The organism is Jiella endophytica, assembly GCF_004519335.1.
Taxonomy (GTDB): Bacteria; Pseudomonadota; Alphaproteobacteria; order Rhizobiales; family Rhizobiaceae; genus Jiella; species Jiella endophytica.
The window spans coordinates 251,233-264,125 of sequence record NZ_SOZD01000005.1 but is presented as its reverse complement, the minus strand read 5'-3'; the positions used below and the strand labels follow the sequence as shown (position 1 = coordinate 264,125).

The window sequence follows — 12,893 nt, the reverse complement described above, 5'->3', positions numbered from 1 at the left end:
GTATCCGCCATTTCGCGGCTCGCCCGTTCAGTCGAGACTGACCGCGGTGATTTCGGCCTGATGCGCGCCGGCGCGAAACGTGTCGCCCTCTTCCTTGCCGATCATCTGCCGTGCGATCGGCGAGAGATAGGAAATCAGCCCTTCGGTCGGGTCAGCCTCGTCGATGCCGACGATCCGGTAGCTCAACACCTTGCCGTCGTCCCGGCGGATCTCGACGCGGTGGCCGAACTGCACGACCTCGGTGTCGTCTTCCGGGATCGTCAGCTGCGCGGTCGAGCGCCGGGCCCGCCAGTAGCGCATGTCCCGGTTGACATGCGCCATGGCGATCTTGTCGCCCTTTTCCCGCGCCTCCTCCAGCGCCGCCTCGCCCTTGACGATCTCGGCGTCGAGTTGAGCGAGGCCGCGCTCGGTGACGAAATTCGGATCCGTCCCGAGATCGCGCTCCGGCAGGCCCTCGACCTGATCCTCGTTCGGCTCCTTGACGAATGCGACGCTCATCGATGCTCTCTCGTTACGCTGGCTGGCGGAATGACTCCCGCAATCAGTGGTATATAGGGCGGCCTGGTCGCATTTCAGTCATGCCGCATGTTACAAAGAGGCGTTAGAACTGCACTTCCGGGAATTTTCGTCGAAGGCACCTACGAGTTGATGGCAGGGATCCTGCCGATTCTGCACGGTTTTTGAAAGCCGACCAATCTGGCCGAACCGATTGAGGTGCGCCTTCGACCTCAACGTCGCGTCTGGGATAGTGCGCAAAGACGTACGCGATGGAGTAGGTGCTATCTCGCCAGTACATCCGAGCCTGAATCAGCATGGGTCCGTAATAGGCGAAACGGGCTCGAAACTGCGGATCATCCTCGACGTGGCAGACAGCTATCTTCGGAAAATAGGGACCGGCCGACCACTCGACGCGGACCGGGAAATCCCTGCCTTGCTTTTCCTGCGCTTCGATCCAAACTCGCGCTTCGAACCCCTGCCCCGGATGGAAAGTTGGGAATACCTCAATCGCGGGAAAATTGCGTCGACAATTGCCGATTGCCTCGGCGCGCAACGCTTCGAAGGGCTGGTCCTCGTCACCGCGCGGCCGGAAGTAGGCCCGATCCTTACCGCTGGGCGAGGGTCGACTGATAACGCGGTCGTCCACCGCCAGCCTACGCCAATGCCACTCCGGCGCCGGCAGGTCTTGATTTCGCGAGTCCTTTAGAACCAAGCCACGCGTCTCGATATGGATTCGGGCTTGCCGGGCCGGCCCGTGCCATCTCAGACTGATTAAGTTATACGTGTTCTTCGCACCGTCCGTCTGAGGCAGCTCTGTGCTCCCGGCGCTACCCCCTGCGACCACCACGATCGGGCGCACGCGTTCTGTTGCCCAGGCGAGTTCGGCATCGAAGAGGAATATGTATGGCACGTGCTTGTGCCCGTGCAGCACGAGCTGAAATTCCTCGTCCCGCAACAGGTTCAAGAGCATGTCGCCGTAGCCGACCGCGTCATTACCTCGCCTGGCCTCGGCCAAGCCGGGCAGTAACACCGGATGGTGGTGGAGCAGTGCAATCCGGATAGCGCTGCCCTGCTCCGCCTCACCAAGCTCGTGCAGGCCTGCGCGTAAATTGGCGATAGAACTATGGTCCACCTCCCCCCGTCTCTCCCCCGGCTCACCCCTTTGCACGTAGGCCGATGAATTGATCTCGGCGACGATCAATCCCTGGTCAGACTGGTCAATGACGCGAGAGAGCAGGTGCGGCTTCTCTTCGTTGAAGTACATTGGGGCCGGAGGGGGCGCGTGGCCGCCACCAAGCGCAGTTGCGCTCTCCTCTTTGTGCAGTGCGTCCAGGTGGCCACGATAAAACCGGCAGTAGCTATGCCAGCGGTCAACGTAGTGCTCCTCGCTGTATCGAACGTCGTGGTTGCCTGGAACCATGAAGATGTCGCGCGACTGTATCCGCCAGTTGAACACCGTAGCGCCATGCAATGCGGAGAGAAATCTTCGGGCCTGGTCGTATTCCGTCTCAGCTCCCGTCTCAGTGAAGTCGCCGGTCAGGACAAAAATGACACGAACCGGTGCGTTGGCCGGGCTTGCGAAGGCGTTCGGGTCCGCCAATCCCTCCGCGCTTGATTGGCGGATCAGGCTCCCGAGGTCTTTCAGTATCGACTCTTCGAGTTTTGGGAACCCCTCCCGCGGGCCACGTTGGCCATTGTCACCGGGCGGCGGGTCGAACCTGTGCTTCTCGCCGAAATGCATGTCCGACACGTGGACGATGATGAGTTGCTGCCAATCCACCGAGGCGCCGCGTTTTGGGTCCATCATTTTACGACCCTCCACCCCAATGCAGCGAAGGGGCCAGAGGGTGGCACATGATACAGCCCCCGTCCGTCGAGTTGCGCCCGGATAAGGGAACCACTAATCGAACGGCTATTGCCGGGCCAAATCTGCATATCAACGTCGGGTCCACCCTCCGGTTTAGTTTGCGGCCACGACATTAGTCTGACCACCGCCGGACCGGCGTTCATCACAACAACGGTTGCACTATCCCGACCTTCATGAATGATAGGATCATAGGACGGATCGACATAGGTAACTCCATCGAACATCGAAAGCCCTTTCGAATTGCCGGCTGTAATTAAGGACAGCATTCGTATGACGATACACGACCGAGGATTTCTCGCATGCAGAAGCGCAATTGAAAGATGCACACATTTGCTTCTACAACGCTAGTGCATTCGCATCAGATTTTTGGCGAGCTGCAAACCTTTCGTTTGCGAAGAAACTTTCCACTCTCTGGCCCGATCGAGATTTAGATGCAAAACTAAGTCGCTGCACAACTGATAATCCGCGCCTCCCAGCGCTTTCTCGCCCGTCCGGGATTTTCTTTGCCGGCCGGAGCCGCTAGCAAGCGTTCGTGGCACCCGGCAGGAGAATCCGACGCATGAAAACCCGCGCAGCCGTCGCCTTCGAGGCGAAGAAACCCCTCGAAATCGTCGAACTCGACCTGGAAGGCCCGAAGCAGGGCGAGGTCCTCGTCGAGATCATGGCGACCGGCATCTGCCACACCGACGCCTACACGCTGGACGGTCTCGATTCGGAAGGTCTCTTCCCCTCGATCCTCGGCCATGAGGGCGCCGGCATCGTGCGCGAGGTCGGCGCCGGCGTCACCTCCGTGAAGCCCGGCGATCACGTCATTCCGCTCTACACGCCGGAATGCCGGCAGTGTAAGTCCTGCCTCTCCGGCAAGACCAATCTCTGCACGGCGATCCGCGCCACCCAGGGCAAGGGGCTGATGCCGGACGGCACGACCCGGTTTTCCTACAAGGGCCAGCCGATCTACCACTATATGGGCTGCTCGACCTTCTCGAACTTCACCGTCCTGCCAGAGATCGCCGTCGCCAAGATCCGCGAGGACGCACCCTTCAAGACGAGCTGCTACTGCGGCTGCGGCGTCACCACCGGCGTCGGCGCCGTCGTCAACACGGCGAAGGTCGAGCCGGGCGCCAACGTCGTCGTCTTCGGCCTCGGCGGCATCGGCCTCAACGTCATCCAGGGCGCCAAGCTTGTGGGTGCCGACAAGATCATCGGCGTCGATCTCAACGACGACAAGAAGGCCTGGGGCGAGCGCTTCGGCATGACGCACTTCGTCAATCCGAAGAGCGTCGATGGCGACATCGTCGCCCATCTCGTCGAACTCACCGGCGGCGGCGCCGACTACACCTTCGACTGCACCGGCAACACCACCGTCATGCGCCAGGCGCTCGAAGCCTGCCACAGAGGCTGGGGCGTCTCGGTGGTCATCGGCGTGGCGGAAGCCGGCAAGGAGATCTCCACCCGGCCGTTCCAGCTGGTCACCGGCCGGGTCTGGAAGGGCTCGGCCTTCGGCGGCGCCAGAGGCCGCACCGATACGCCGAAGATCGTCGATTGGTACATGGACGGCAAGATCCAGATCGACCCGATGATCACCCACACCCTCAGCCTGGAAGAGATCAACAAGGGCTTCGACCTGATGCATGAGGGCAAGTCGATCCGCTCGGTGGTCGTCTACTGAGGCTGCCCATGGCCGAAGGCGAGTGGCGCTGGACCACGTTCGATGCACTGAGCGGGCGGGAGGTCCACGATCTTCTCAAGCTGCGCATGGACGTGTTCGTCGTCGAACAGGCCTGCGCCTTCGCCGAGATCGACGGCCGTGATCCGGAGGCGCTGCATCTGCGGCGCTTCGTCGGCGGCGACCTCGCCGGCTGCCTCAGGCTGTTTGCGCCGCAGGCGCTGGAGCATCGCGCGAGGATCGGCCGGATCGCCACGGCGGCGGCCCATCGCGACACCGGGCTCGGCCACGCCATGATGGAGGAAGCGCTGCGCTTTTGCGCGGAGCGCTTCCCCGGCGCGCAAGTGGACCTCTCCGCCCAGGCGCATCTTGAGGGCTTCTATCGCCGTCACGGCTTTCTTCCGGTCTCGAAGATCTATCTGGAAGACGATATCCCGCATCTCGACATGCGCCGCCCGGCCGAGCCGCCGAAAGATCACCCCTGACATCCCGCCGGTCCCGTGGCATCGCCGCGGCCGGCGGCACCGGTATCCACGGAGGAGAACAAATGTCTCTCGAAACCCTATCGACCAACCGCGCCCATGGCGGCGTCCAGGGCGTCTACAGACACGCTTCCCAGCAGACAGGCACGGACATGACCTTTTCGGTCTATGTGCCGCCCCATGCCGAAGGCGCGAAGCTGCCGGTGGTCTGGTACCTCTCCGGCCTCACCTGCACCCATGCCAACGTCACGGAAAAGGGTGAGTTCAGGAAGGCCTGCGCCGAACTCGGGCTGATCTTCGTCGCGCCGGACACCTCGCCCCGCGGCGAAGGCGTGCCGGACGATGCCGAGGGGGCCTATGACTTCGGCCTCGGCGCCGGCTTCTATGTCGACGCCACCGAGGAGCCCTTCGCCAAAAACTACCGCATGTGGTCCTATGTCACCGAGGAACTGCCCGCCCTTGTCGCCGAGAATTTCCCGGCCGACATGAGCCGCCAGTCGATCCTCGGCCATTCGATGGGCGGCCACGGTGCGCTGACCATCGGCCTGACCTTCCCCGAGCGTTACAAGGCCGTCTCTGCCTTCGCGCCGATCGTCGCGCCCGGCGTCGTTCCCTGGGGCGAGAAGGCCCTGCCCGGCTATCTCGGTGACGACAAGGCCGCCTGGCGAAAGCACGACGCGGTGGCACTGATCGAGGACGGCGCCCGGGTGGACGCCCTCCTCGTCGATCAGGGCACCGCCGACAACTTCCTCGACGGCCAGTTGAAGCCGAAACTCCTCCAACAGGCCTGCCGCGCCGCCGGGATCGACCTGACCCTGAGGATGCAGGAAGGCTACGACCACAGCTACTATTTCATCTCGAGCTTCATGGCCGATCACCTCGCCTGGCACGCCAAGCGGCTCGGCTAAAGCCAACCAATTGCGGGCGAAGCGGGAGCGGACCTCCTCGCTTCGCTCGGCCGCTCTGCCGTGTCGACGCGAGGAGCGTGGCGCATTCGCCACTGTCGGTCGCAATCGGGCCGGTCGGCGCCGCGAAACCATTGCCGGCATTCATGAAAGCGGTGGCAATTGCCGGCGACATTGCCTAACGATTCCGGCAGGTGTCGTGGCGGGGAGTGTCAGCTTGCGGCTTGGAATCAAGCGTCTGACGCATGTCGACCTGCCGCAGAAGGCCGCGCATCTCCTTCCGGTCGTCGCGACGCAGATCCTATTCGCCATCGTCTGCAGCGGCGTCTCCATCGGCCTGCGCTTCTTCGCCGACCTGTTCCTGCCGGGCGCCGGCCCCTTCGCTCTGACGATCCCCGCCGTACTGGTCGCGACGCTGTTCGGCCGCTGGCTCTGCGGGGCGATCACCGAGACGATCTCTTCCCTCTATGCCTGGTATTTCGTCCTGCCGATCCAGGGCAGCTTCCAGTTCATCGCCGCCGCCGACGGGCCGCGGGTGATCGCCAACATGCTCGCCGGCTATTTCGTCGTCGCGCTGGCGGAGCTGTTCCGGCGCGCCGTCCGCAACGCCCTCGCCGACCGGGACGCGCTGCTCCTCGAACTGCAGCACCGGGTGAAGAACAATTTCGCCTCCATCGCCTCGGTACTGCGGCTGCAGGTCTCCGCGACGGACAGCGACGACGCCAAGCAGGAGCTGAACGCTGCGCTGGGGCGGGTGGAAAGCTTCGCCCAGGCCTATGAATTCCTCTATCACGACGCCGACTATACCGGCGCCGTCGACATGCGCGTCTATCTCGAAGGACTGTGCAAGGCGCTGGCCTCGTCGATCGGCTCGGCCCGCAACGTGCAGATCCTCTGCGATACCGAAGCGGTCGACATGCCGCGCGACCGGGCGATACTGGTCGGCCTTCTGGTCAACGAAGTCGTCAACAACAGCATCAAGCACGCCTTCGAGCCGGAAGGCGGCGGCGAGATCCGCGTCCGCTTCCGCAGGCAGGACGGCGCCTATCATCTGGTCGTCAGCGACAATGGCCGGGGCATGACCGGCGAGGGCCGGCCCGGCTCGCTCGGCATGCGCCTGATCCGCGGCCTCACCGCACAGGCGAACGGCACGCTCGAAACCAAAAGCGGCGCCGATGGCACCCGCCAGGAATTCACCTTCCTGCCATAGAGTGTCGTCGCCGCTCGCCGAGCGCGCATCGCTTAGCAGCGATCCATGGGCGCGAGCGCAGCGGCCGACACTTACCGCCTCAGCACGAACACCGCCTGCTGGCCGAAGAGGTTCCAGAACCACCAGGGCATCTTCATGCCCATCTTCTGGCCGGTCGCATTGATGGCGATCGCCGTCTCGACCGTCGCGCCAAGTTCGTCGGCGAGCGCCACGAAGTCGCGGATGGTGCAGAAATGGATGTTCGGCGTCTCGTACCAGGCATGGGCGAGGTTCCGCGTCACCGGCATGCGGCCGCGCAGGCCGACGGCATAGCGGATCGTCCAGTGGCCGAAATTCGGAAAGGAGACGATCGCCCGCTGGCCGATCCGTAGCAGCTCGGAGAGCACGACCTTGGGATTGTGGGTCGCCTGGATGGTCTGCGAGAGGATGACATAGTCGAAGGCGTCGTCCGGATAGTGGACGAGGTCGCGGTCGGCATCGCCCTGGATCACCGAAAGGCCGCGGGCGACGCATTCGTTGACGCCGGCCTGGCTGAGCTCGACGCCGCGCCCGTCCACCTGCCTGCGTGTCTGCATCAGCTGCAGGAGCGCGCCGTCGCCGCAGCCGATATCGAGGACACGCGAATGCGGCGCGACGAGATCGGCGATCACCTCGAGGTCGAGGCGGATGCCTGCCGGCGTCGCGGTCACCGTCTCGCTCGTCGCCGTCGGCCCGTGGGCGCGCGTATCGGCCGACAGCGTCACGAGGAAAGCCCCCTCGCCCGCGCCGCCGACGAGACGAAGCCGTCGATGGCGGCGAAGAAGTTCGGCTCCTCGAGAAGGAAAGCGTCGTGGCCGCGGTCGGTCTCGATCTCGACGAAGGAGACGGAGGCGGCGGCGGCGTTGAGGGCGTGCACGACGGCGCGGTTCTCCTCGGTCGGAAACAGCCAGTCGGAGGAGAATGAGACAAGGCAGAAGCGTGTTTGGGCGTTCTGGAAGGCTTTCGCCAGCGAGCCGCCATAGTCCGCGGCGATGTCGAAATAGTCCATCGCCCGCGTCATGTAGAGATAGGAGTTGGCGTCGAACCGGTCGACGAAGGTCATGCCCTGGTGGCGCAGATAGCTCTCGATCTGGAAGTCGGCGTCGAAGCCGAAGCCGAAGGCCTCGCGATCCTGCAGATTGCGGCCGAACTTGCGCTGCAGCGCCATTTCCGAGAGATAGGTGACATGCGCCGTCATCCTGGCGACGGCAAGGCCCTTCACCGGCCGCTTGCCATGGGCGAAATAGCGCCCGCCCTGCCAGTCGGGATCGGCCATCACCGCCTGGCGGCCGACCTCGTGGAAGGCGATGTTCTGGGCCGAGTGGCGCGCACCGGTGGCGATCGGCAGCGCCGCGAAGACCTTGTCCGGATAGCTGACGGTCCACTGCAGCACCTGCATGCCGCCCATCGACCCGCCGATCACCGCGAACAGCGTGTCGATGCCGAGCCGCTCGACCAGCATCGCCTGCGCCCGCACCATGTCGCGGATGGTGATCACCGGCAGGGAAAGGCCATAGGGCTCGCCCGTCTCCGGATTGATCGAGGCCGGCCCGGTCGAGCCGAGGCAGCCACCGATGACGTTGGAACAGATGACGAAATACTTGTCGGTGTCGATCGGCTTGCCGGGGCCGATGATCGACGACCACCAGCCGGGCCTGCCGGTCACCGGCGAGCGGCTGGCGGCGTAGTGATCGCCGGTCAGCGCGTGGCAGACGAGAATGGCGTTGGTGCGCTCGGCGTTGAGTTCGCCATAGGTGTTGTAGGCGATCTGCAGCGGCGACAGGTCGATGCCGGCGTCGAGATGCAGCGGCTCGTCCTTGCCGAACACCGCCACCGGGCTCGAAGGATCCAGCGCCTCGCGGTTGCCGGCGTCGCTTGTCGCGGCGGCCCGCACGGTGTCGGCATTGATCGGCGCGGTCACGGTGGTGGTTTCGCCCCTCATCTCGATCCGTCCTCGCGAAGCGGGACGACGGTGCGGGAAAGGCTGGCCTCGGCGTTTCGGCCGGAACCTTCAAGGCCCCGGCCGCCGAAGCGTTGGGGTCAGCCCTTCAGGACCTCTTCGATGCTCCCCGTCACATCGTCGATCGGCGCCATGCCGTCGATGGAGCGGAGCGTCCGCTTGCAATAGTAGTAGCCGACCAGCGGCGAGGTTTCCTTGTAGTAGGTCCGCAGCCGCGAGCGCATGGTCTCGGCGTTGTCGTCCGGGCGACGCTTGAACTCCGTGGAGCCGCAGGTGTCGCAGACGCCTTCCGCCTTCGGCAGCTTGTCCTCGTCGTGATAGACCGTGCCGCAATTGGCGCAGGAGAACCGCCCCGAGACCCGTTTCACCAGGATGTCGTCGTCGACCTTCAGCTCGATGACGTGGTCGAGATGCTGCCCGCGCTTTTCGAGCAGCGCCTCGAGCGCATCGGCCTGTTTCAGCGTGCGCGGATAGCCGTCGAGGATGAAGCCTTCCGAGCAGTCCTCCTCGGCGATCCGGTCGGCGACGATGGCGTTGACCACTTCGTCCGGCACGAGATTGCCGGCATCCATGATGGCCTTCGCCTTCAGGCCGACTTCGGTTTCGGCAGCAACGGCCGCCCGCAGCATGTCTCCCGTCGAAAGCTGCGGGATGTCGTGTCGCGTCACCAGACGCTGCGCCTGCGTACCCTTCCCCGCACCTGGCGGACCCAGCAATATCAGCTTCATCTTGCTCCGCGTCTCCCCCCTCTGAGCTTCGCCTTCTTGACGAGGCCTTCGTACTGATGGGCCAGCAGGTGACCCTGGATCTGCGCCACGGTGTCCATCGTCACGGAAACGACGATGAGCAGCGAGGTTCCACCGAGATAGAACGGGACGCCCGCAGCCGAAATCAGAAACTCGGGCAAAAGACAGATCAAGACAAGATAAATCGCGCCGATGACCGTGATGCGGGTGAGGACATAATCGATATATTCCGCCGTCCGTTCACCCGGCCGGATGCCCGGAATGAAGCCGCCATGCTTCTTCAGATTGTCGGCCGTATCGGTCGGGTTGAAGACCACCGCGGTGTAGAAGAAGGCGAAGAACGCGATCAGGCCCGCATAGAACAGCATATAGAGCGGCTGGCCGTGGCCAAGCGACGCGACGATCGCCGTCGCCCAGTCCGGCAGCTGCGAGGTGTCGGCGAAATTCGCCACCGTCACCGGCAGGAGCAGAAGCGAGGAGGCGAAGATCGGCGGGATGACGCCGGCGGTGTTGAGCTTCAACGGCAGGTGCGAGGTGTCGCCCTGGAACATCCGGTTGCCGACCTGTCGCTTCGGATACTGGATCAGGAGTCGCCGCTGGGCGCGCTCGACGAAGACGATGAAGGCGATGCAGGCCACAGCGACGACGATGACGAGCAGGATGACCGCCGTCGACAGCGCGCCGGTGCGGCCGAGTTCCAGAAGGTTGGCGACGGCCGCCGGCAGATGCGCGACGATGCCGGCGAAGATGATCAGCGAGATGCCGTTGCCGATGCCGCGCGAGGTGATCTGCTCGCCGAGCCACATCAGGAACATGGTGCCACCGACGAGGGTGATCACCGCCGAGACGCGGAAAAACCAGCCCGGATCGACGACGATGCCCGCCTGCGTCTCGAGGCCGGCAGCGATGCCGTAGGCCTGGAAGGTCGCAAGCAGCACCGTGCCGTAGCGGGTGTACTGGTTGATGACCTTGCGGCCCTGCTCGCCTTCCTTCTTGAGGTTTTCGAGCGAGGGAACGACCGACGTCATCAGCTGGATGATGATCGAGGCGGAGATGTAGGGCATGATTCCGAGGGCGAAGATCGCCATGCGGCCAACGGCGCCGCCGGAAAACATGTTGAACAGGCCGAGAATGCCGGTCGACTGCTGCTGGAACGCGCGGGCGAGCGCGGCCGGGTCGATGCCGGGCATCGGAATGTAGGTGCCGAGGCGGTAGACGAGGAGAGCGCCGAGGGTGAACCAGATGCGCTTCTTCAGGTCCTCGGCCTTGGAAAAGGCCGAAAAGTTCAGGTTCGCGGCAAGTTGTTCCGCAGCCGATGCCATGACGAGGAGCTCCCCGGGTTGTCCCGCATTCGGCCGAGAAGCGCATCAGGCGCCCGACCGGACTCGGGCTTGAGACGGACCCTTTGCCGAGACCCGTCAGATAGTCGGGAGAGCTTTGCCACGCAAGCGCCCAATTCCTCCCTGACGGGAACGGCGCGTTCAGCGGGGGCCCTGCCCTGTTTTGCGGCGGCCATGGGTTGGCCACCGCCGTCTCGGAGCGGCAGGCGTTCAGGGCCGATCACCGGCCCGCTCCGATCATGTCGAAGGCGTGATCAACGGGAGGGCCGAACCGGCCCTATCCGTTCACGACGTCCCGAAGCCTCAAGCCTCGGCGGTCTCTTCCGACTTCCGGACGACCGTGGCGGTCACCGAACCGCCAGCCTTCTCGACCTTCTCGACCGCTGACTTTGAAGCGCCGGCGACAGTGAGGGTGAGCTTGGCGGTCAACTCGCCATCGCCGAGGAGGCGAACGCCGTCCTTCGGGCGACGGACAACGCCGGCAGCGACCAACGCGGCCACGTCGACCGGCGCCGAGGCGTCCAGCTTGCCGGCGTCGATCGCCTGCTGCAGGCGCCCAACCGAGACGGTGTTGAACTTCTTGGCGAAGATGTTGACGAAGCCGCGCTTCGGCAGGCGCCGGTAGAGCGGCATCTGACCGCCCTCGAAGGCGTTGACGGCAACGCCCGACCGGGACTTCTGGCCCTTGACGCCGCGCCCGCCGGTCTTGCCCTTGCCCGAACCGATGCCGCGGCCCACCCGCTTGCGCGAGTGGGTGGCGCCGTCCAGATCGGAAAGCTCGTTGAGTTTCATGTCTTTTCTCCTTGGCCGCGCCGGGAGCCGCTAAGGGCCCCACGCGGGCGACCTGGCAAAAGGGTTGAGCGGTCCGCGTCAGGCGCTTGACCGCGACGGCGAAAGCTCAGGCCTCGTCGACGACGCGAACGAGGTGCTGGACCTTGGCGATCATGCCGCGCACCGCGGGAGTGTCCTCCAGGGTGCGGCGACGATTCATCTTGTTGAGGCCGAGGCCGACCAGCGTCTGACGCTGATCCCTCGGACGGCGGATCGGGCTGCCGATCTGCTCGACGGTCACCGTCTTGCCGGCGGGAGTGTTCTTGGCCATGCTCAGGCTCCTTCAAACGATGGCACGAAGGCCGGCCAGATCATTCCGCCGCGGCGGCTTCATCGGCGCCGGCGGATGCCGCGCCGTGGGTGTGCTGGCGACGGGCCTGCAGCGTCGAATACTTGATGCCGCGACGGGCAGCCACGTCCTTCGGATGGGTGGCGTTCTTCAGCCCGTCGAAGGTGGCGCGAACCATGTTGTAGGGGTTCGACGAGCCGAGCGACTTGGCGACGACGTCATGCATGCCGACCGCCTCGAAGACGGCGCGCATCGGGCCGCCGGCGATGATGCCGGTACCGGCCTCGGCGGTGCGCAGGATGACCTTGCCGGCGCCGTGGCGGCCGGAGACGTCGTGGTGCAGCGTGCGGCCGTCGCGCAGCGGCACGAAGATCAGGTCGCGCTTGGCAGCTTCCGTCGCCTTGCGGATCGCCTCGGGCACTTCGCGGGCCTTGCCGTGGCCGAAGCCGACGCGGCCCTTGAGGTCGCCGACGACGACGAGAGCGGCGAAGCCGAAGCGGCGGCCGCCCTTCACGACTTTCGCGACGCGGTTGATGTGGACGAGCTTGTCGACGAAACCGTCGTCGTGATCGTCACGGCGATCATTGCGATCGTTACGAGGCGCCATATCCTAGTCCTTGTTCTTTTCCGGAGGCGTCCATGGGAACGGCCGTATCGTGGCGGCCGGGCGAAACGGCGGCGCTCTCACGCCGTCGGAATGTCGTCCTGCCCGATCAGAAGTTCAGGCCGGCCTCGCGGGCCGAATCGGCCAAGGCCTTGACCCGGCCGTGATAGATGAAGGCGCCGCGATCGAAAACCACGTCGGTGACGCCGGCTTCCTTGGCACGTTCGGCGACGAGCTTGCCGACGGCGGTGGCCGCGGCCACATCGGCGCCGGTCTTCAGATCCTTGCGCAGGGTCGGCTCGAGCGTCGAGGCGGAGGCCAGCGTGCGGCCCGCCTCGTCGTCGATGACCTGGGCGTAGATGTTCTTCGACGAGCGGTGCACCGACAGACGCGGGCGGCCGTTCGCGACCTTCTTGAGCGAGCGGCGGATCCGCGAAGCACGGCGCCGCAGCGATTCCTTAGGAGTAGCCATGACGG

Annotated in this window: 14 protein-coding genes; 4 read left to right on the top strand and 10 right to left on the bottom strand. The window is 64.8% G+C overall.

Annotated features, from left to right (window positions below; genetic code table 11):
- Positions 1–27: 27 nt before the first annotated feature.
- Both E3C22_RS17200 and E3C22_RS17195 read right to left on the bottom strand, forming a co-directional pair.
- Positions 28–498, bottom strand: coding sequence for a GreA/GreB family elongation factor (locus tag E3C22_RS17200; RefSeq protein WP_134759059.1), 471 nt, complete (start codon positions 496–498; stop codon positions 28–30).
- Between the two features lie 103 nt (positions 499–601).
- Entirely contained in the window at positions 602–2,305 is a 1,704-nt protein-coding gene (locus E3C22_RS17195) for a metallophosphoesterase family protein (protein WP_134759057.1), read from the bottom strand.
- A gap of 619 nt (positions 2,306–2,924) precedes the next feature.
- On the opposite strand from E3C22_RS17195, the gene E3C22_RS17190 reads away from it, so the two are divergent.
- From E3C22_RS17190 to E3C22_RS17175, 4 genes are all read left to right on the top strand, one after another.
- On the top strand, positions 2,925–4,034 hold the full coding sequence (locus tag E3C22_RS17190; protein WP_134759055.1) for an S-(hydroxymethyl)glutathione dehydrogenase/class III alcohol dehydrogenase: 1,110 nt from the start codon (positions 2,925–2,927) through the stop codon (positions 4,032–4,034).
- A gap of 8 nt (positions 4,035–4,042) precedes the next feature.
- The gene (locus E3C22_RS17185) at positions 4,043–4,516 is read left to right on the top strand and encodes a GNAT family N-acetyltransferase (protein WP_134759052.1); all 474 of its coding nucleotides are present in this window, start codon (positions 4,043–4,045) and stop codon (positions 4,514–4,516) included.
- A gap of 62 nt (positions 4,517–4,578) precedes the next feature.
- On the top strand, positions 4,579–5,421 hold the full coding sequence (fghA, locus tag E3C22_RS17180) for an S-formylglutathione hydrolase (RefSeq protein WP_134759050.1): 843 nt from the start codon (positions 4,579–4,581) through the stop codon (positions 5,419–5,421).
- Between the two features lie 214 nt (positions 5,422–5,635).
- Positions 5,636–6,628, top strand: coding sequence for a sensor histidine kinase (locus E3C22_RS17175; RefSeq protein WP_134759048.1), 993 nt, complete (start codon positions 5,636–5,638; stop codon positions 6,626–6,628).
- Between the two features lie 71 nt (positions 6,629–6,699).
- Here E3C22_RS17175 and metW read toward each other — a convergent pair whose 3' ends face one another.
- From metW to rplR, 8 genes are all read right to left on the bottom strand, one after another.
- Positions 6,700–7,317, bottom strand: a complete 618-nt coding sequence (gene metW / locus E3C22_RS17170; RefSeq protein WP_167591638.1) for a methionine biosynthesis protein MetW — start codon at positions 7,315–7,317, stop codon at positions 6,700–6,702.
- Between the two features lie 50 nt (positions 7,318–7,367).
- The gene (metX, locus tag E3C22_RS17165) at positions 7,368–8,588 is read right to left on the bottom strand and encodes a homoserine O-acetyltransferase MetX (RefSeq protein ID WP_134759046.1); all 1,221 of its coding nucleotides are present in this window, start codon (positions 8,586–8,588) and stop codon (positions 7,368–7,370) included.
- A 98-nt stretch (positions 8,589–8,686) separates the two neighbouring features.
- A complete protein-coding gene (locus tag E3C22_RS17160; RefSeq protein ID WP_134759044.1) occupies positions 8,687–9,334 on the bottom strand; it encodes an adenylate kinase in 648 nt (215 codons plus the stop codon).
- On the bottom strand, positions 9,331–10,674 hold the full coding sequence (gene secY, locus E3C22_RS17155) for a preprotein translocase subunit SecY (protein WP_134759042.1): 1,344 nt from the start codon (positions 10,672–10,674) through the stop codon (positions 9,331–9,333). Before secY ends, E3C22_RS17160 begins: the two co-directional genes overlap by 4 nt.
- A gap of 321 nt (positions 10,675–10,995) precedes the next feature.
- Complete coding sequence (gene rplO, locus E3C22_RS17150) at positions 10,996–11,484, bottom strand: 50S ribosomal protein L15 (RefSeq protein ID WP_134759040.1); 489 nt, start codon at positions 11,482–11,484, stop codon at positions 10,996–10,998.
- A gap of 106 nt (positions 11,485–11,590) precedes the next feature.
- Positions 11,591–11,794 (bottom strand): 50S ribosomal protein L30, encoded by a 204-nt coding sequence (gene rpmD, locus E3C22_RS17145; RefSeq protein WP_134759038.1) that lies wholly within the window; start codon positions 11,792–11,794, stop codon positions 11,591–11,593.
- A gap of 40 nt (positions 11,795–11,834) precedes the next feature.
- Positions 11,835–12,419 carry a 30S ribosomal protein S5 gene (gene rpsE / locus E3C22_RS17140; RefSeq protein ID WP_134759036.1) on the bottom strand — a complete coding sequence of 195 codons (585 nt, stop codon included), beginning with the start codon at positions 12,417–12,419 and terminating at the stop codon, positions 11,835–11,837.
- Between the two features lie 106 nt (positions 12,420–12,525).
- Entirely contained in the window at positions 12,526–12,888 is a 363-nt protein-coding gene (gene rplR, locus E3C22_RS17135) for a 50S ribosomal protein L18 (RefSeq protein ID WP_134759034.1), read from the bottom strand.
- Positions 12,889–12,893 lie beyond the last annotated feature (5 nt).